Here is a 17,707-nt window from a genome sequence, read left to right on the forward strand (position 1 = left end):
GCCGGCCCCTGGCGCCGGCCCCTGGCGCCCGGTCCTGTCGCACCCAGGCGGCAGACTCCGGCCATGCGCGCGCACGCCGTGGTGCCCTCGCCGGTCGGGCCGCTCACCGTCGTCGCCGAGGACGGCGTCCTGGTGCGGCTGTACCTCGAGCCGCCCGGCCCGGCGCCCGACCTCGGGCCCCGCGACGACGCCGCCCTCGCCCCGGTGGCGCGCGAGCTCGGCGAGTACTTCCGCGGCGAACGGGCGGCCTTCGACCTGCCGCTGCGGCCGGCCGGCAGCGCCTTCGAGCTGGCCGTCTGGGAGCAGCTCACCCGCATCCCCTACGGCGAGACCCGCTCCTACGGCCAGGTGGCGCGGGCGGTCGGCGAGCCGGGCGGGGCGCAGGCGGTCGGGCTGGCGTGCGGGCGCAACCCGCTGGCCGTCGTCGTCCCGTGCCACCGGGTGGTCGGCGCCGACGGCAGCCTGGTCGGCTTCGGCGGCGGGCTGCCCCGCAAGCGGTTCCTGCTCGACCTCGAGCAGCGCGACACCCGGCTCTTCTAGGCGCCCCGGCCGGTCATCAACCAGGGTTGATGGAACGCGCTCATCAACGTAGGTTGATGAGCGTGGTCGACCTCCCGCCCCTGCCCGCCCCGGACGACCCGGAGGCGGCGCTCGCCGCCGTCGTGGCGCTCCGCCGGCTGGCGGCCCGGCTGGAGGTGGACGCGGTGACCGAGGCCGTCGCCCGGGGCTGGACCTGGGCCCAGGTCGGCGAGGCGCTCGGGATCAGCGCGCAGGCCGCGCACAAGAAGCTGGCTGCCGAGGTCCGCGCCCGGCGCGGACGGTGACGAGGAGACGTCGATGGGTCTGGTCCGGGCGTTCCGGGACATCCGCACGATCAAGCGCCTGCTCACGGGCGCGGAGGCCGAGGCGCGCCGCGCCGGGGAGCCGGTGCCCGGCCCCGAGCACCTGCTGCTGTCCGCGCTCGCGCTGCCCGACGGCACCGCCGCGCGCGCCCTCGCCCGGCTGGGCACCGACGCCGCCGGGCTGCGGGCGGCGGTGGCCCAGGTGCACGACGACGCGCTGACCGGCCTCGGGCTGGACGCCGCCCCGGCCCCGGTCACGGCCCTCGCCGCCCCGCCGGCCGGGCCGCTGCGCACCAGCCCGCAGGCGCAGCAGGTCTTCCGGCGGGCGGTGGCCCTCTCCCGCACCGCCTCCGCCGCCGGCCTGCGCGGCGCGGCCGTCGCCGCGGCGGTCGCCGAGCTGGAGCAGGGCACGGTGGTCCGCGCGCTGCGCCGGCTGGAGATCACCCCGGCGCAGCTCTCGGCGGCCGCCCGCGCCGAGGCGGGGCTGCCCGGCTGAGCTCAGGCCAGCACGTGGACGAGCGCCCCGGCCGCGCCGGCCAGCACGAGCACCACGATGAACGGCGCCCGCAGCGCCAGGGCCAGCGCGGCGACGGCCAGCCCGGCCAGCCGGCCGTCGACGACCAGCTCCTGCTCCGACGTCAGCGCCTGGACGGCGACGAGCGCGGCCAGCAGCGCGGCCGGCACGAAGTCGACGACCCGGGCCACCCACGGCTGCTCCACCCACCCGGCGGGCACCGAGAGGCCGGCGAGCTTGAGCAGGTAGCAGCCCAGCGAGGCACCGAGCACGAGGGTCCACAGCGTGCCGTCGCTCACGGCGCCACCTCCCGCGGGCGCGGCCGGCCGGCCAGCGCCACCGCGACGACCGCCGCGACCACCTGTACGCCCGGTGGGACGAAGGGGGTCAGCACCAGGGCGACCACGGCGCCCCCGAGCGCGACCCGGCGCTGCACCGCCGGCTCGGCGAAGGGCTGCCGCAGCCGCGGCCACAGCAGCGCGAGGAACGCGGCCGGGACGACGGCGTCCAGCGCCGCCTGCGCCGTGTCGCCCAGGGCGGCCGAGCCGAGCGCCCCGGCCACGGTGGTGGCGTTCCACAGCAGGTAGACGCTGGCCCCGGTGGCGAGGAACCCGACGCGGGCCAGCCGCCGGTCCGGCGCGGCCACCGCCATCGCCGTCGTCTCGTCGATCACCCACTGCGCGGTGCCCAGCCGGCGGAGCACCCCGCGGGGGCGCAGCAGCGGCACCAGCCGGACGCCGTAGACGGTGTTGCGGGTGCCCAGCAGCAGGGCGCTGCCCGCCGCGGCCAGCGCGCTGCCCCCGGCGCCGAGGACGCCCACCAGCGCGAACTGGGAGGCCCCGGTGAACATCAGCAGCGACAGCGCCGCGGCCTGCCAGACGTCCAGCCCCGCCGCGGCGGCCGCCGCGCCGAAGGCGACGCCGTAGAGGCCGACCGCCAACCCCAGCCCGATGGCGTCGCGGAGGACGGCGGTGCGGGCGGCGTCGGACACGCCTGCCGAGGCTAGGCGGCCCCTCCGACGTCCCCGGCGCGGGCCCGCCGGCGGCGGACCGTGCGGTCGAGGATGCCCAGCGTCCCCTTGAGCGCCGACTCCGGGACGATCGGGAAGCTGAGGAACGCCCGGTAGTCCGGTCGCAGGTTCGACCAGTCGTAGTACGAGGTGACCCGGGTGCCGCCGTCGACCGGCTCGAGCCGGTAGCCGTACACGTGGCGGAGCGGCGGCCGCACCGTGCCCTCGATGGTCCAGGCGATCTCCCGCTCGGCCTCGTAGACGGTGATCACGACCTCGACGTCGTACTGCCCCATCGGCAGGTCGCCCAGCGCCTCGCGGTCCATGTGCACGAGGAACCGGTCCCCGACCGCCGACACCGGCTCGCCCTCGGCGTCCATCAGCATCCCGGAGGCGTCGATGTCGACGTGCCCCTGCGGATCGCGCAGGACGGCGAACACCTCGGCCGGGCTCGCGGGCACGAAGCGGGTCACCTCGATCCGCTCGGCGTCGTCCCGCGGGGTCTCCTCGGCGCTGCTCATGGCCTCGAGCATGGCAGCCGGCTGCGCAGCAGATCACCCCGTCGGCGGACGGCCCCCGCCCGGCGCCGCCGTACAGTGGCTGCAGACCCGTGTGCGCACGTCGCGCCCAGGCCCGGAGGCCGGCAACGGGTGCCCCGTCGAAGGAGACACACACCAGGATGTCCGACACCCTGACCGGCCAGCCGGCGCTCGACGCCGTCAACGCCGCTCTGGCCACCGTCCAGGACCCGGAGATCAACCGCCCGCTCACCGAGCTGGGCATGGTCAAGGACGTGCAGATCGGTGCCGACGGCGCCGTCCGCGTGGAGGTCTACCTCACCGTCGCCGGCTGCCCGATGCGGGAGACCATCACCAACCGCGTGACCCAGGCCGTCTCCGCCGTCGCCGGCGTGACCTCGGTGCAGGTCGAGCTGGACGTGATGAGCGACGAGCAGCGCGCCGAGCTGCGCCGCACGGTCCGCGGCGACGCCGCCGACCCGGTCATCCCGTTCGCCCAGCCCGGCTCGCTCACCCGCGTGTACGCGGTCGCCTCCGGCAAGGGCGGCGTCGGCAAGTCCAGCGTCACGGTCAACCTGGCCGCCGCGCTGGCCAAGCGCGGCCTGTCGGTGGGTGTCGTGGACGCCGACATCTACGGCCACTCGGTGCCGCGGATGCTGGGCGTGGACGACAAGCCCACCCAGGTCGACAACATGATCATGCCGCCGCAGTCCTACGGCGTGAAGGTCATCTCGATCGGCATGTTCACCCCGGGCAACACCCCGGTCGTGTGGCGTGGGCCGATGCTGCACCGGGCGCTGCAGCAGTTCCTCGCCGACGTGTGGTGGGGCGACCTCGACGTCCTGCTCATGGACCTCCCGCCCGGCACCGGCGACGTCGCGATCTCCGTGGCGCAGCTCGTGCCCAACGCCGAGATCCTCGTGGTGACGACGCCGCAGTTGGCCGCCGCCGAGGTCGCCGAGCGCGCCGGCGCGATCGCCACGCAGACCCACCAGCAGGTGGTCGGCGTCGTGGAGAACATGTCGTGGCTGGAGCTGCCCGACGGCTCCCGGATGGAGGTCTTCGGCTCCGGCGGCGGCAAGGCGGTGTCCGACGCGCTGACCCGCACCCTCGGCGCCCGCGTCCCGCTGCTGGGCCAGATCCCGCTCGACACCCGGCTGCGCGAGGCCGGCGACAACGGCGCGCCGATCGTCCTGGCCGAGCCGGAGTCGGCGGCGGCGCAGGCGCTGAGCAAGGTCGCTGACGCGCTCGCCGTCCGCCAGCGCGGGCTGTCGGGCATGTCCCTGGGCCTGACCCCGGTCAAGCACTGACCTCCTGACGCCGAGAGGCCCGGTCCCCGGATGGGGGCCGGGCCTCTCGGCGTTTGTGGGCTCTTGCGGTGGTCCTCGCGGTCCTGCGCTGCTGCAGCGCCGCGAGAGCACGTGCAACGCCGCACGAGCGGCTCCGGGCCGTCAGGTCGCGTCGACGTCGAACGGCGGGGGGGAGCCGGCGTCGCGGGGGCGGGCCGCGGCGGCCTGACGGGCGGCCAGCGCGCGGCGGCCCGGCGTCATCCGCCGGCCGTCCGCGTCCGTGCCCAGACCGCCCGAGCCGTTCCCCTGAGCGACGCCGCGGCGCACCGGCGGCTCGTCGTCGTCATCGGCGAGAAGCTGCTCGCGGATGAAGGTCTTCGGGTGGTACTTGCGCAGGTCGAGGTCGCGCAGCCCGGCCAGGTCGTCGCCGAGGGACTCGTCGACCTGGGCGCGCATGCCGGTGATCGCGCCGCGCACCTTCTTCAGACCTGCGGCGGCGTCCTTGGCGAGGTGCGGCAGCCGCTCCGGGCCGAAGATGAACAGCGCGGCCAGCGCGAGCACCACGATCTCGCCCCAGCCGATCGAGTCGAACACCGCTGCTCCCGTCCTGCCGCCGCGCGCCTCGCGGACCGGCTCTCAGGGTAGGTCGCCGGTCCCGTCCTCCGGGAGTGCCCTGAAGTGGGGTGCGCCCTACGCCTCGGCCAGGGTGGCCTGCACGGTCGTCGACTCGGCGCCGCCGCGCACGTACTCGATGGTCACCGTGTCCCCGGGCGCGTGGGCGTCGATGGCGACCGCCAACTCCTCGGAGCTGCCGACGCGCATGTCGTCGACGGCGATGATCACGTCCTGCTCGCGCAGGCCGGCGGTGGCGCCGGGCCCGTTCGGCTCGACGTTGACCACCAGCGCGCCGTCCCGGGTGCCGTCGGTGACCGACCGGGCGTTGACGCCGAGGGTGGCGTGCACCGCCTCGCCGTCGGAGATCAGCTGCTCGGCGATGTCGCGCGCCCGGTCGATCGGGATGGCGAAGCCCAGCCCCACGCTGCCGCCGCCCAGCGAGGCGATCGCGGTGTTGATGCCGATGACGGCGCCGGTCGCGTCGACGAGCGCGCCGCCGGAGTTGCCCGGGTTGATCGGGGCGTCGGTCTGCACCGCGCTGATCACCGCGTTGGTGTCGCTGCCCTCGCCGGACAGCCGGACCGGCCGGTCCAGCGCACTGACGATGCCGCTGGTCACGGTGCCGGCCAGGCCGAGCGGCGAGCCGATCGCCACCACCGGGTCGCCGACGACGAGGTCGTCGACGCTGCCCAGGGAGGCCTCCAGCAGGCCGGGCTTCTCCACCTTGATGACGGCGATGTCGCTGGCCGGGTCGCGCCCGACGATGCGGGCCTCGGAGCCGCTGCCGTCGGAGAACACGGCCCGGATCTCCGCGTCGTCGTTGCCGTCGGCGCCCGAGATCACGTGGTTGTTGGTGACGATGTAGCCGTTCTCGCCGTCGACGACGACGCCCGAGCCGGTCGCCCCGGCGTCCCCGAGGCGGACCTCGATGGAGACCACGGCGGGGGTGACCGCGTCGGCGATCTCGGCGATCGAGCCCGGCTCCCGGACGACGCCCTCGTTCACCTCGGACAGCTGGGTGTCGGGGGTCAGCAGCGGCGACTCGGCCGCCGTCCGCGTCAGCCAGTAGCCCAGGCCGCCGCCGACGGCGCCGATCAGCAGGACCGCGAGCAGGCCCAGCACCGACAGCCGGACCGACAGGTCGCGGAAGCGCAGCTTCTTGCGGCCCTTGGCGTCGACGACGACCGGGCCCTCCTGCTCGGCCTCGTCGTCGAAGACGGCGGGGCCGGTCAGGGCGGCCGGCGAGTGCGGGTCGCGCCACGGGTCGCTGCGGGCGTCGGGCTTCCACCACGGCCCCGCCGAGGTGCGCCGGCGGCCGGGGCGGCCGCCGGGCGGCTCCTGCAGTCCCCGGCGGTCGGTGCCGGGCGGCGCGAACGCCCGCAGCACCGCCTCCGGCGGCGGGGGCGCGACCGGCCGCGGCGGCGGGGTGGGCCGGCCGTCGGCGAAGGTGCCGCTGACCGAGGACGGCCGCCCGAAGGCCTGCCGCAGCGCCGGGCTGGGCTCGGCCGGGGCGGGCCCGGAGACGCGCGGCCGCTCCGCCGGCGGGTCGAAGCCGCCCGCGCGCCCGGCCGGGCGCGCGAACAGCTCGTCGGGGGACCCGTCGACGGCGGGACGGTCGTCCCCCGGAGGGGACGGCGGGGTCTCGGGCAGCGGGTCCTCCCCCGGGCGCAGGGTGGTCAGGCTCGGTCGGTGGCCGGGTGGCCGGATCGCGGTCGCACGTCGGGTCAGGGCGTCCCGGCGCGGGCGCCCGCGTGGACGACGGCCGTCTGCGAGTCGCCCGTCATCGTGCGCACCACCGGCGGCACGACCTCGCTGTCCTCGCCGCCGACCCGGGAGTCGGCGACCGAGGACGCCGGGCGCTCCGACGTCTCGCCCGGCGCGGGCAGGCTCAGCGCGAGCGCGGTGACGCCGATGCCGAGGCCGGCGAGCGTGCCGGCCACGCCGCGGCGCAGCCAGCGGGCGTGCCCGGGGCGCACGGCCGGCGCCGGGTGCGGGTCGAGCGCGACCGACCACGCGCCGCTGCCGTCGCGCAGCGTGAGCTGGCCGGGGCCGGCGCTCAGCGCGCCCGGACCGCCGGTGCCGGGCACGTCGGTGGTGAAGGGGATGGCGCGCAGGCGGCTGAGCAGGTCGCCGGGGACGGCGACGTCGGTCGCCCCGTGCAGCGCCTCCTTGGCCTCGCGCTGGGCCTGGACCGCCATGCGGCAGCCGGCGCAGCCGGCCAGGTGGCGGGCGGCGCGGGCGGCGGGGCCGCTGGCCAGCTCGCCGTCGACGAGCGCGGCGATGGCCTCCTGGGCGAGGTGGATCTCGGGGAGGCTCATCCCTCTCCCTCCCCCGCGGACACGGCCTCGGGACGCCGGGGCGCCAGGTGCGCGAGGGCCTGCCGCAGCTGCACGCGGCCGCGGTGGATGCGGCTGCGCACCGTGCCGAGCTTGATGCCCAGCGTCGCGGCGATCTCCTCGTAGGTCAGGCCCTCGATGTCGCAGAGGACGACGGCGACGCGGAACTCCGGCGCCAGCGCGTCGAGCGCGGCCTGCACCTGCGGGTCGAGGTGGGTGTCGGCGTAGACCTGCTCGGGGCTGGGCGCCGTGCCGGGCAGCCGCTCGGTGTCCTCGGGCAGGGCGTCGAAGCGGATCCGCTGCCGCCGCCGCACCATGTCGAGGAACAGGTTGGTCGTGATGCGGTGCAGCCAGCCCTCGAAGGTGCCCGGCGAGAAGTCGGCCAGCGACCGGAACACCCGGACGAACGTCTCCTGGGTGAGGTCCTCGGCGTCCTGGGCGTTGCCCGACAGCCGGTAGGCCAGCCGGTACACGCGCGCCGAGTGCTCGCGGACGACCTGCTCCCAGGTCGGCGCCACCCAGGCCGCGCCGGCGGAGGGCGCGTCCGCCTGCGGGTCGGGCGTCGCGGCGCCGGGCTCCTCCACGGGTCCAGGATCGCAGATCGCGGGCTCCGGCACGGGTCCGGCACCCGCGGGTCCTCCCACGACGGGGGTACTGGCGGCTCGGCTACGTCGCACGGCACGTCCAACGGACGGCGACCGAACGCGTGTTCCCGTTCACAGGCACTTCACAGGTCGCGCCGCGCCTGCTCAGCGGCGGGTCGCGCCACTACCCTCGCCCGGTGACGACCGACCGGGGACGGCCGCCGGCGGGCGGGGACGGGAGCGACCCGGGCACCGGCGAGGCCGGCAGGTCCTACGCCGACCGCTTCGCCGCCGAGACACCGGCCCTGGCCGCCGCCCGCACCCGGGCCGCCGGGCTGGAGGGCCCGCCGCCGATCTCCCCCGCCGTGGGCGCCGCCCTGGCGGTGCTGGCGTCGGGGGCGAACGCCCGGGCGGTCGTCTGCGTCGGCAGCGGCGGCGGGGTGAGCGGGCTGTGGCTGCTGCAGGGCATGCGCCGCGACGGCGTCCTCACCTGCCTGGACGCCGACGCCGAGCAGCAGCGGGCCGCCCGGCGGGCCTTCACCGAGGCCGGGCACCCGCAGGGCCGCACCCGGATGATCTTCGGCACCCCGGGCGAGGTGCTCCCGCGGCTGTCCCCCGGCGCCTACGACCTCGTCGTCTGCGCGACCGCGCCCACCGACTTCGCCGGCGAGCTCGCCGGCCTGCTGGAGCTGCTCCGCCCCGGCGGCCTGCTCGTCTGCCACGGCCTGCTCGAGGGCGGGCGGGTCGCCGACCGCTCCGCCCGCGACCCGCAGACCGTGGCCTGGCGCGACGTCGCCCGCCGAGTGCGCGAGGACGAGCGGCTCACCGCCGCGGTGCTGCCGATCGGCGCCGGCCTGCTGGTGGCCAGCACCGCCCGCTAGCCGAAGGCGTGCTCGGCCACCGGTTCCCACGGGCCGCCGAGGTAGCGCCACAGGCCGAGCCCGCGGGCGGGCACGGACTCCGGGACGAACCCGGCGGACAGCTCGGCGTGCAGCGCCCGGGCGGCTGCCGGGTCAACCTTGTTCTGCACGGTGACGTGCGGGGCGTGCCGCTGCCGGTCCTGCGGCGTCAGCCACGGCTCCCACGCCGCGGCCAGCCCGGCCCGCAGCGCCGCCAGCTCGGCCGACGCCAGCGTGTAGGCGACCCCCCGCCCCAGGGAGCGCACGCCGGTCACCTCGACCTCGAACGGCGGGCGGGCGGCGGCCGCGGCCAGGTCGGCGTCCACCCGCGTCAGGTGCTCGCCGGGCAGCGCGTGGAACAGCGTCACGTGCGCGGCCAGGTGGTTGCGCTCGGGCGGGAAGTGCGCCGCCCGCAGCCGGTCGAACCGCCGCTGCGCCTCGTCCCCGAGCAGCAGCGTGACGACCAGCGGCTCCATCGGGCCGGCGCTCAGGCCAGCGCGCGGGCGCCCTTGCCGAGCACGGTCACCCCGCCCGCGCTGACGTGGTAGCGCTCCCGGTCGGCGTCGAGGTCCACACCGATCCGCGCCCACGGCGGCACGACGACGTTCTTGTCCAGGATCGCCCGGCGCACGTAGGCACCCTCGCCGATCTGGACGCCGTCCATGAGCACGCTGTCCTCGACCCGGGCGCCGCGGTCGATCCGCACCCCGGGCGAGACGACCGAGTGGTGCACGGAGCCGCCGCCGATGATCGCGCCGGCGCTGACCATCGACTCCTCCGCGCGGCCGCCGAGGACGAACTTCGCCGGCGGCAGCTGCGGCGGCAGGGTGAGGATCGGCCAGCGGTCGTTGTAGAGGTTGAACACCGGCGTCACCGAGACCAGGTCCATGTGCGCGTCGAAGTAGCTGTCGATCGTCCCGACGTCGCGCCAGTAGCCGTGGTCGCGCTCGGTCGCGCCCGGGACGACGTTGGTCGAGAAGTCGTAGACCCACGCCTCTCCGGCGTCGGCGAGCATCGGCATGATCGAGCCGCCCATGTCGTGCACCGAGTGTGGGTCCTCCGCGTCGGTCCGCAGCGCCTCGAGCAGCGCGTCGGTGGTGAACACGTAGTTCCCCATCGAGGCGAAGCTCTCCTCGGGCGAGTCCGGCAGGCCCGGCGGGTCGGTGGGCTTCTCCAGGAAGCCGCGCACCCGGCCGTCGGCGTCGGCGTCGATGACCCCGAACTCGGTGGCCTCGCTGCGCGGCACCCGCAGCCCGGCGATGGTCACCCCGGCGCCGGTCTGCAGGTGCTGGTCGATCATCTGCTCGGGGTCCATGCGGTAGACGTGGTCGGCGCCGAAGACGACGACGACGTCGGGCCGGGCGTCGTAGATGAGGTTGAGGCTCTGGAAGATCGCGTCGGCGCTGCCCATGTACCAGCGCGGTCCCAGCCGCTGCTGGGCCGGCACCGGCGTCACGTAGTTGCCGAGCAGCTGCGACATCCGCCACGTCGTGGTGATGTGCCGGTCCAGGCTGTGGCTCTTGTACTGGGTGAGGACGGCGATCTGCCGGATCTCGCCGTTGACCAGGTTGGACAGCACGAAGTCGATGAGCCGGTAGTTGCCGCCGAAGGGCACCGCCGGCTTCGCCCGGTCCTGGGTCAGCGGGGCCAGGCGCTTGCCCTCACCACCGGCCAGGACGATGCCGAGGACTCGAGGACCGCCACGCATGGTGCGAACGTAGCCGCTGGACGGGCCGGTGAACCCCCCATGTCCCGAGGGACCGCCCCCTAGGGTGACCCGGTGCGCATCGGCATCGTGACCCGAGAGTGGCCCCCGGACGTCTACGGCGGCGCCGGGGTGCACGTCGAGCACCTCGTGGCCGCCCTCCGCTCGCTGCCGGCCGGGCCGGACGTCGACGTCCACTGCTTCGGCGCGGCCCGGGCGGACGCGGTCGCCCACGCCGTGCCCGCCGGGCTCGTCGCGGCCAACGGCGCGCTGCAGGCGCTGGGCACCGACGTCGAGATCGCCGCCGCGCTCGAGGGCGTCGACCTGGTGCACAGCCACACCTGGTACGCCAACGGCGCCGGGATGCTCGCGGCGCTGGTGCACGGGACGCCGCACGTGGTCACCGCGCACTCCCTGGAGCCGCGGCGGCCGTGGAAGGCCGAGCAGCTCGGCGGCGGCTACCGGCTGTCCTCCTGGGTCGAGCGCAGCGCCTACCTGACCGCCGACGCCGTGGTCGCCGTCAGCGCCGGCATGCGCGACGACGTCCTGGCCGTCTACCCCGAGCTGGACCCGGCCCGGGTGCACGTGGTCCACAACGGCGTGGACGCCGAGGCCTACCGCCCGGTGCCGGCGCCCGACGTCGTCCGCGCGCTGGGCGTCGACCCCGACCGGCCGTACGCGCTGTTCGTCGGCCGCATCACCCGGCAGAAGGGGCTGGCCCACCTGCTGGCCGCCGCCGACCGGCTGCCGGCCGAGGCCGGGCTGGTGCTGTGCGCCGGCGCCGCGGACACCCCCGCCGAGCGGCAGGAGGTCGCCGAGGCGGTCGCCGCGCTGCAGGCCCGCCGCAGCGGCGTGGTGTGGATCGAGGCGATGCTGCCCCGCGAGCAGCTCGTCCCGCTGATCACCGGCGCGACGGTCTTCGTCTGCCCGTCGGTGTACGAGCCGCTGGGCATCGTCAACCTGGAGGCGGCCGCCTGCGGCACCGCGGTCGTGGCCAGCGCGGTCGGCGGCATCCCCGAGGTGGTCGACGACGGCCGCACCGGGCTGCTCGTCCCGTACGACCCGGCCGACCCGGCCGCGTTCGAGGCCGGCCTGGCCGCGCGCATGGCGGAGCTGCTCGCCGATCCGGCGCGGGCCGCGGCGATGGGCGCCGCCGGGCGGGAGCGGGTCCTCTCGGAGTTCGGCTGGCCGGCGGTGGCGCAGCAGACCGTCGCCGTCTACGCCGCGGTCCTCGACGCCCGCGGCTGACGTGGGCGCCCGCGCGGCTGACCTGGCCCGACGTGCGGGACCGGCGGGCAGCGGGGACGCTGGTCCGTCGTGAGCACGTCGCCGTCCCCCGCCGAGAGCGACCCCGTCCGGTCGCTGCTGCGGGCGTCGCACCAGCTGCCCGCCGGCCGGCTGGGCACGGTCGTCGCCGAGCACGCCGCGGCGCTGGGCGCCCGCGAGGCGGTGGTCTACCTGGCCGACTACGCCCAGCACGTGCTGGTCCCGCTGCAGGGCGCGGACGTCCCCGAGCGGCAGGAGCTCACCATCGACGGGTCGACCGCCGGGCGGGCCTTCCGCCGGGTCGAGGTGATCCGCTCCCCCGGCGCGGAGGCCCGGTTCTGGCTCCCGCTGCTGGACGGCGCGGAGCGGATGGGCGTCCTCGAGCTGCTGGCCGACGGCGACCCGGGTGAGGCCTTCGACGCGGAGGCCCGGGCCTTCGCCTCGCTCGTCGCCGAGCTGACCGTCACCCGCGACGCGTACAGCGACGCCTTCGCCCGGCTGCGCCGCCGCCGGCCGCTCGGGCTGGCCGCGGAGATCCAGTGGGACCTACTCCCCCCGCTCACCTACGCCAGCGACCGGGTGGTCATCACCGGCGCCCTGGAGCCCGCCTACGACATCGGCGGCGACACCTTCGACTACGCCGCCAACGACCCCGTCGTCGACCTGATGGTGCTCGACGCCGTCGGCCACGGGCTGCCGGCCGTGCTGCTGGCCGCCGCCGCCGTCGGCGCCTACCGGCACGGCCGCCGCCGCGGCCTGCCGCTGCCCCAGGTCGCCGCGGAGATGGACGCGGTCATCGCCGGGCAGTTCCCGGCCAGCCAGTTCGCCACCGCCGCGCTGGCCCGCCTGGACAAGCAGACCGGGCGGCTGGAGTGGGTCAACTGCGGGCACCCGGAGCCGATCGTCGTCCGGGACGGCGCGCTGATCCACCCGCCGTCCTGCCCGCCGGCCCGGCCGCTGGGGCTGCAGACCGGCCCGCCCGAGCTGTGCTCGACGCAGCTGCGGCGCGGCGACCGCGTCGTCCTGTACACCGACGGCGTGGTCGAGGCGCGCTCCGCCTCCGGCGAGTTCTTCGGCGAGGAGCGGCTGGCCGACCTCGTCGTCCGGGCCGAGCGGGCCGGCGACCCGCCGCCGGAGACCATGCGCCGGCTGATGGGCAGCGTGATGCAGCACCAGGACGGCCACCTGCAGGACGACGCCAGCATGGTGCTGGTCGAGTGGCGGGCCGGCACCGAGGACGCGCTGACCCTGTGAGTGCCCTGTTGTGAGTGCCCTGCTGTGAGTGCCCTGGAGGAGGACGCCGAACGGGCGTCCGGACCGTCCGCGCTGCCCGACGTCGTCGTGGGGCTGGTGGCCGCGCCCGGTCCGGCGACCGAGCTGGCCACCCGGCTCGCGCCCGAGCTCGCCGCGGAGCTGGCCGCCCAGCACCCGGAGGTGCGCTGGGACGTCCGCGCCGTGTCCGACGGCCTGGTGCAGCCGCCCGCGGACGACGACGAGATCGTCGCCGCGACCCGCGCCCGCCTGCTGGCCGAGGACTGGGACCTGGCGGTGGCGCTCACCGACGTCCCGCTGGAGGTGTCCCGGCGACCCGTGGCCGGCACGGCCAGCCCGGTGCACGGGGTCGCGCTGATCTCGCTGCCCGCGCTGGGCGCGGTGGGTCGGCACCGCCGGGCGCTGCACACCGCCGTCGACCTGATCCGGTCGCTGCTGGGCACCGGGGACGGCGAGGTGGACGACGACGACCGCGCCGCGCTGACCCGCCGGCTGCGCCAGCTGGCCGCCGACGACGGCGACGGGCTGCTCTCCACCGCCCGGGTGCTCAGCGGCAACCTCCGGCTGCTGGTCGGGATGGTGCGGGCCAACCAGCCGTGGCGGCTGGCGGTGCGGCTGTCCCGCGCGCTGACGGCGGCGGTCGCGGCCGGCGTCTTCGCGCTCATCACCAGCGACGTCTGGCGGCTGGCCGACTCCTTCGGCTGGGTGCGGCTCACCGTCGTCGCCCTCGGCTCGGTCGTCGCCGTGGCGGCCACCCTGATCGTGGGCGCGCAGCTGTGGGAGCGCCCCCGCGGCCGGCGGGTGCGCAAGCAGGTGCTGCTGTTCAACGTGGCGACCACGGCCACGGTCGTGCTGGGCGTGCTGTCGCTGTACGCCGTCCTGTTCCTGCTGGCGCTGGCCGGCGGGCTGCTGCTGGTGGTCGAGCCGCTGTTCAGCGAGGGGCTGGGGCACGGGGCGCACCTGTCGGACTACCTGGAGCTGGCCTGGCTGACCTGCTCGCTGGCCACGGTCGGCGGGGCGCTGGGCGCGGGGCTGGAGAGCGACGACGCCGTCCGGGAGGCCGCCTACACCCACCGGGCCGGCCGCACGAGCGGGCCGCCCGCCGGTTGACCCGCCCCCATCGCGGGCATCCCCGGAGGGTGGCGACCATCGCGGAGCGGTTCACCGCGGCCCTGGACGAGGCCGCGGAGCCCGGCCTGGCCGGGCCCGAGCTGCTGCCCGCGCGGCTGATGCGGGCCTGCGCCCGCACCCTGCCGGTGGACGGCGCCGGGCTGAGCGTCGAGGACGGCTCCGGCCGGCGGCTGCCGCTGGGCGCGAGCTCGGAGGACGCCGCGACGGCCGAGCGCCTGCAGTTCACCGTCGGCACCGGACCGTGCCTGGCGGCGCACCGCGGCGGGGAGCCGGTCTTCGCGATGGCCGACGACCTGCGCCGCCGGTGGCTGCCGTTCGCCGAGCTGCTGCTGGGGCGCACGCCCTACCGCGGCGTCGTCGCGCTGCCGCTGCCCCTGTCGCTGGCCGGCAACGTCGCCATCGACCTGTACTTCACCGACGACGGCGCGGTGCCGCGGCTGCCGGTCTTCGAGGCCATGGCCGTCGGCGGGCTGATCACCTCCACGCTGAGCGAGGCCGCGGTCTGGTCGGACTGGCAGCCGGCGCACGGCCCGGAGTGGCTGCACACGCCGGCCGCACGGCGCCGGGCGCTGGTGTGGGAGGCCCTGGGCCAGCTGAGCGTCACGCACGGCACCGACACCCGCGGCGCCCTGGACCTGCTCCGCGCCGCGGCCTACACCGCGGGCCGACCGGTCGACGACGTCGCGGCCGACCTGCTCTCCGGCCGGATCTCCCCGACCACCCTGCGCCGGCCGGACGCGTCGGCGGGCTGAGCGCCCATTCCCCGCACCGGTGTGGGGATCGGCGCAGGTCGGGAGCGGAACAGCCGCCGGCCGCGGGCCGCTGTACCCGACGTGGAGACCGCCGCTCCGTCGTCCCCCGTCCGCCCGGCCCCCTCGTCCTCCCCCACCCGCCTGCTCGACGTCCGCGAGATCTACGCCGAGCCCGCCGCCCTCGACTCCGCCCGCGGCCGCGAGGTGCTCGAGCGCTTCCCGGGCGCCGAGGTGGTCGAGGTGCCCTCGCACTGGCAGATCCCCGAGCTGCACGGCAACGCCGGCAACGTCGACCGCTGGGTGCGGGTCAAGACCGAGACGCTCGTGCTCGGCGTCAAGAAGTCGCTGTCGGCGCGGGCGAACAGCCGGTCGTCGAACTGGATCGCCCCGTCCACCGCCAACGGCTGCGCGATGGCCTGCGCCTACTGCTACGTGCCGCGCCGCAAGGGCTACGCCAACCCGATCACCGTCTTCACCAACATCGAGCAGATCACCGGCTACCTGCGCCGGCACGTCGCCCGGCAGGGGCCCAAGACCGAGCCGGACCAGTGCGACCCCGTCTCCTGGGTCTACGACATCGGCGAGAACAGCGACTGCTCGGTCGACGCGCTGGTCAGCGACAACGTCGCCGACCTGGTCGCCACCTTCAGGGAGCTGCCCACGGCGAAGGCCTCCTTCGCCACCAAGTACGTCAACCGGCAGCTGCTCGACCTCGACCCGCGGGGCCGCACCCGCGTCCGGTTCTCGCTCATGCCCGACGCCGACTCCCGCGTGATCGACGTGCGCACCAGCCGGGTCGCCGAGCGGATCGCCGCCGTCGACGACTTCGTGGCCGCCGGCTACGAGGTGCACCTCAACCTCTCCCCCGTCGTCCTGCGCGACGGGTGGGAGGCCGACTGGGCGCAGCTGCTGCGGCAGCTGGACGACGAGCTCGGCCCGGCCGCCAAGGCGCAGGCCGCCGCCGAGGTGATCATGCTGACCCACAACCGGGACCTGCACGAGGTCAACCTCGGCTGGCACCCGAAGGCCGAGGACCTGCTCTGGCGGCCGGACCTGCAGCAGCCCAAGCGCAGCCAGAACGGGCAGTGGAACGTCCGCTACCGCAACGACGTGAAGCGCGCCGGCGTCGAGCGGCTGCAGGAGCTCATCGCCCACCACGCGCCGTGGCTGCGGGTGCGCTACGCCTTCTGAGCGGCCGGCCGGGCACGCCCCCGGGCCGGTGCCGTCGACGAATCGCCATGTCGACACGGAGTGCCCGGGATCGCACCGGGCGTGTGCGATCCTGGGGCGACAGCAGAGGGCGGTCCACGGGGGAGGAACGGTGCCCGAGCCTGCCCCCGGCGTGCCCGGGGACGCCCTGCTGGCGTCCCTGCCGGACACCGTGGTGGCCGCCGACGCCGACGGCCGGATCGTCTACGTCAACGACGCGGTGACCACCCTGCTCGGGCACGACCCGGCCGACGTGGTCGGCCGGCCGCTGACCGCGGTCATGCCCGAGCGCTTCCGGGACGGGCACGGCGCGCACGTCACCCGCTTCCTCACCACCGGCGAGGGCGAGCTGGTCGGCAACACGACCCAGTTGCCCGCCCTGCACGCCGACGGGCACGAGGTCGCCATCGACGTGACCCTGGGCCGGCTCGACCTGCCCGGGCTCGGCGCCCACGTCGTCGCCGTCCTGCGCGACGCGAGCACGACGATCCTGCTGGAGCGCCAGCTGAACGTCAGCCGGTACCTGGCGGCGACGCTGCGGGTGACCGCCGCGCTCACCGAGGCGCCGGACGCCGATGCCGCGTTCGAGCGGCTGCTGCCCAGCCTGTGCGCCGAGCTGGACTGGGACTGCGCGACGCTGTGGCAGCCCGACGACACCGGGCAGTGGCTGACCTACGGCGGCATCTGGGCGGTGCCCGGCGTGGACGTCGCCCCGCTGCACACCGCCAAGCTGCCGCTCACCTTCGTCCGCGGGCAGGGGCTGCCCGGGCTCACCTGGCGCCGGCAGGCCCCGGTCGCGATCGAGGACCTGCAGGGGGCGCCGGCGACCTTCGGCGCGGCGGCGGCGCGCTCGGCCGGCTTCCGCAGCGGCGTGGCCTTCCCGCTGCTGCGCGGTGACACCCTGCTCGGCGTCTGCGAGCTGTTCACCCGTCAGCCCCGCCCGGTGCCGCCCGAGCTGCTCGACGTCCTGGGCAATGCCGGCCGCCAGATCGGCCAGTTCCTCGGCCGGCTGCGCGCCGAGTCCGCGGTGCGCGAGCTCGCCGACACCCTGCAGCGCAGCCTGCTGCCCGCGACGCTGCCCACGGTCCCGGGGCTGGAGCTGGCCGCCCGTTACCGCCCGGGCGGCGGCTCCGGCCTGGTCGGCGGCGACACCTACGACGTCGTCCCGCTGCCCGACGGGCGGTGGATGCTGCTCATCGCCGACGTCTGCGGCACCGGCGCGGAGGCCGCGGCGGTCACCGCGCTGACCCGGCACACCGCGCGGGCCGCGGCCGCCGGCTCCGGCGACCCCGCCGAGGTGCTGGCCGCCGTGCACGGCGCACTGCGGCACGAGCAGGCCGGCGGCCCGCTGCGCTTCGTCACCGCCGCCTGCCTGGTCCTCGAGCCGGGCCCGGGCACGACGCGGGGGCGCCTGGCCGTGGCCGGTCACCCCCGGCCGCTGCTGCGCGGGGCCGGCGGCTGGACGGAGGTCGGCGTCGTCGGGCGGCCGCTCGGCGTGGGCGACGAGGCCCGCTACACCTCGGTGCCGGTGACGCTGGGCCCCGGCGCCTCGCTGGTGCTCTACACCGACGGCGTCACCGAGGCCCGCGACGCCGACGGCGCGCAGTTCGGCGAGGACGGGCTCGTGGGCCTGCTGACCCGGCCGGGCCCGGACGCCGCCGAGTGCATCGCCGAGACGATCTCCGCGGCGGTGGCGGAGCGGGTCCGCGGGTCGCGGTACGAGGCCGACGACCTCGCCGTGCTCGCGCTGACCGTCCCCTGCTGAC

General features: G+C 76.5%; 20 protein-coding genes. 11 read left to right on the top strand and 9 right to left on the bottom strand.

Annotated features, from left to right (window positions below):
- Window positions 1-63 precede the first annotated feature (63 nt).
- Genes ACI79F_RS06410 through ACI79F_RS06420 form a run of 3 tightly spaced genes read left to right on the top strand, consistent with a single transcriptional unit; the run spans window position 64 to window position 1,338 of the window.
- The gene (locus tag ACI79F_RS06410) at window positions 64-540 is read left to right on the top strand and encodes a methylated-DNA--[protein]-cysteine S-methyltransferase (RefSeq protein WP_456546350.1); all 477 of its coding nucleotides are present in this window, start codon (window positions 64-66) and stop codon (window positions 538-540) included.
- Window positions 541-596: 56 nt separating this feature from the next.
- A complete protein-coding gene (locus ACI79F_RS06415; protein WP_456546349.1) occupies window positions 597-824 on the top strand; it encodes an RNA polymerase subunit sigma-70 in 228 nt (75 codons plus the stop codon).
- A gap of 13 nt (window positions 825-837) precedes the next feature.
- Window positions 838-1,338 carry a Clp protease N-terminal domain-containing protein gene (locus ACI79F_RS06420; protein ID WP_456546348.1) on the top strand — a complete coding sequence of 167 codons (501 nt, stop codon included), beginning with the start codon at window positions 838-840 and terminating at the stop codon, window positions 1,336-1,338.
- Window positions 1,339-1,340: 2 nt separating this feature from the next.
- On the opposite strand, the gene ACI79F_RS06425 is transcribed toward ACI79F_RS06420, so the two are convergent.
- Genes ACI79F_RS06425 through ACI79F_RS06435 form a run of 3 tightly spaced genes read right to left on the bottom strand, consistent with a single transcriptional unit; the run spans window position 1,341 to window position 2,886 of the window.
- On the bottom strand, window positions 1,341-1,655 hold the full coding sequence (locus ACI79F_RS06425) for an AzlD domain-containing protein (protein ID WP_456546347.1): 315 nt from the start codon (window positions 1,653-1,655) through the stop codon (window positions 1,341-1,343).
- Window positions 1,652-2,347, bottom strand: a complete 696-nt coding sequence (locus ACI79F_RS06430; protein WP_456546346.1) for an AzlC family ABC transporter permease — start codon at window positions 2,345-2,347, stop codon at window positions 1,652-1,654. The genes ACI79F_RS06425 and ACI79F_RS06430 overlap by 4 nt, the downstream gene beginning before the upstream one ends.
- Window positions 2,348-2,358: 11 nt before the next feature.
- The gene (locus tag ACI79F_RS06435; RefSeq protein ID WP_456546345.1) at window positions 2,359-2,886 is read right to left on the bottom strand and encodes an SRPBCC family protein; all 528 of its coding nucleotides are present in this window, start codon (window positions 2,884-2,886) and stop codon (window positions 2,359-2,361) included.
- A gap of 158 nt (window positions 2,887-3,044) precedes the next feature.
- On the opposite strand from ACI79F_RS06435, the gene ACI79F_RS06440 reads away from it, so the two are divergent.
- A complete protein-coding gene (locus ACI79F_RS06440; protein ID WP_456546344.1) occupies window positions 3,045-4,193 on the top strand; it encodes an Mrp/NBP35 family ATP-binding protein in 1,149 nt (382 codons plus the stop codon).
- A 141-nt stretch (window positions 4,194-4,334) separates the two neighbouring features.
- On the opposite strand, the gene ACI79F_RS06445 is transcribed toward ACI79F_RS06440, so the two are convergent.
- The 4 genes from ACI79F_RS06445 to sigE all read right to left on the bottom strand — a co-directional run bounded on the left by ACI79F_RS06445 (window position 4,335) and on the right by sigE (window position 7,707).
- Window positions 4,335-4,766 carry a twin-arginine translocase TatA/TatE family subunit gene (locus ACI79F_RS06445; RefSeq protein ID WP_456546343.1) on the bottom strand — a complete coding sequence of 144 codons (432 nt, stop codon included), beginning with the start codon at window positions 4,764-4,766 and terminating at the stop codon, window positions 4,335-4,337.
- A 96-nt stretch (window positions 4,767-4,862) separates the two neighbouring features.
- A complete protein-coding gene (locus ACI79F_RS06450; protein WP_456546342.1) occupies window positions 4,863-6,173 on the bottom strand; it encodes a S1C family serine protease in 1,311 nt (436 codons plus the stop codon).
- A 338-nt stretch (window positions 6,174-6,511) separates the two neighbouring features.
- Entirely contained in the window at window positions 6,512-7,105 is a 594-nt protein-coding gene (locus ACI79F_RS06455) for an anti-sigma factor family protein (protein ID WP_456546341.1), read from the bottom strand.
- Window positions 7,102-7,707 (bottom strand): RNA polymerase sigma factor SigE, encoded by a 606-nt coding sequence (sigE, locus tag ACI79F_RS06460; RefSeq protein ID WP_456546340.1) that lies wholly within the window; start codon window positions 7,705-7,707, stop codon window positions 7,102-7,104. Before sigE ends, ACI79F_RS06455 begins: the two co-directional genes overlap by 4 nt.
- A 197-nt stretch (window positions 7,708-7,904) precedes the next feature.
- On the opposite strand from sigE, the gene ACI79F_RS06465 reads away from it, so the two are divergent.
- Window positions 7,905-8,588: an O-methyltransferase gene (locus ACI79F_RS06465; RefSeq protein WP_456546339.1), complete on the top strand. Its 684-nt coding sequence runs from the start codon at window positions 7,905-7,907 to the stop codon at window positions 8,586-8,588.
- Here ACI79F_RS06465 and ACI79F_RS06470 read toward each other — a convergent pair.
- Both ACI79F_RS06470 and glgC read right to left on the bottom strand, forming a co-directional pair.
- Window positions 8,585-9,082: a 2'-5' RNA ligase family protein gene (locus tag ACI79F_RS06470; protein ID WP_456546338.1), complete on the bottom strand. Its 498-nt coding sequence runs from the start codon at window positions 9,080-9,082 to the stop codon at window positions 8,585-8,587. The genes ACI79F_RS06465 and ACI79F_RS06470 overlap by 4 nt on opposite strands.
- Window positions 9,083-9,093: 11 nt before the next feature.
- Window positions 9,094-10,314: a glucose-1-phosphate adenylyltransferase gene (glgC, locus tag ACI79F_RS06475; RefSeq protein WP_456546337.1), complete on the bottom strand. Its 1,221-nt coding sequence runs from the start codon at window positions 10,312-10,314 to the stop codon at window positions 9,094-9,096.
- A 72-nt stretch (window positions 10,315-10,386) separates the two neighbouring features.
- Here glgC and glgA point away from each other — a divergent pair, with 72 nt between their 5' ends.
- The 6 genes from glgA (at window position 10,387) to ACI79F_RS06505 (ending at window position 17,706) form a co-directional block, all read left to right on the top strand.
- Window positions 10,387-11,559, top strand: a complete 1,173-nt coding sequence (gene glgA, locus ACI79F_RS06480) for a glycogen synthase (RefSeq protein ID WP_456546336.1) — start codon at window positions 10,387-10,389, stop codon at window positions 11,557-11,559.
- A 69-nt stretch (window positions 11,560-11,628) separates the two neighbouring features.
- Window positions 11,629-12,831 (top strand): PP2C family protein-serine/threonine phosphatase, encoded by a 1,203-nt coding sequence (locus tag ACI79F_RS06485; RefSeq protein ID WP_456546335.1) that lies wholly within the window; start codon window positions 11,629-11,631, stop codon window positions 12,829-12,831.
- 24 nt (window positions 12,832-12,855) lie between these two features.
- The gene (locus ACI79F_RS06490; RefSeq protein WP_456546334.1) at window positions 12,856-13,959 is read left to right on the top strand and encodes a hypothetical protein; all 1,104 of its coding nucleotides are present in this window, start codon (window positions 12,856-12,858) and stop codon (window positions 13,957-13,959) included.
- Between the two features lie 29 nt (window positions 13,960-13,988).
- A complete protein-coding gene (locus tag ACI79F_RS06495) occupies window positions 13,989-14,732 on the top strand; it encodes an ANTAR domain-containing protein (RefSeq protein WP_456546333.1) in 744 nt (247 codons plus the stop codon).
- A gap of 81 nt (window positions 14,733-14,813) precedes the next feature.
- Window positions 14,814-15,923, top strand: coding sequence for a spore photoproduct lyase family protein (locus ACI79F_RS06500; RefSeq protein WP_456546332.1), 1,110 nt, complete (start codon window positions 14,814-14,816; stop codon window positions 15,921-15,923).
- Window positions 15,924-16,053: 130 nt separating this feature from the next.
- Window positions 16,054-17,706 carry a SpoIIE family protein phosphatase gene (locus tag ACI79F_RS06505; protein ID WP_456546331.1) on the top strand — a complete coding sequence of 551 codons (1,653 nt, stop codon included), beginning with the start codon at window positions 16,054-16,056 and terminating at the stop codon, window positions 17,704-17,706.
- The last annotated feature ends 1 nt before the right edge of the window (window position 17,707 follow it).

It is taken from the genome of Blastococcus sp. SYSU D00868, assembly GCF_054050575.1.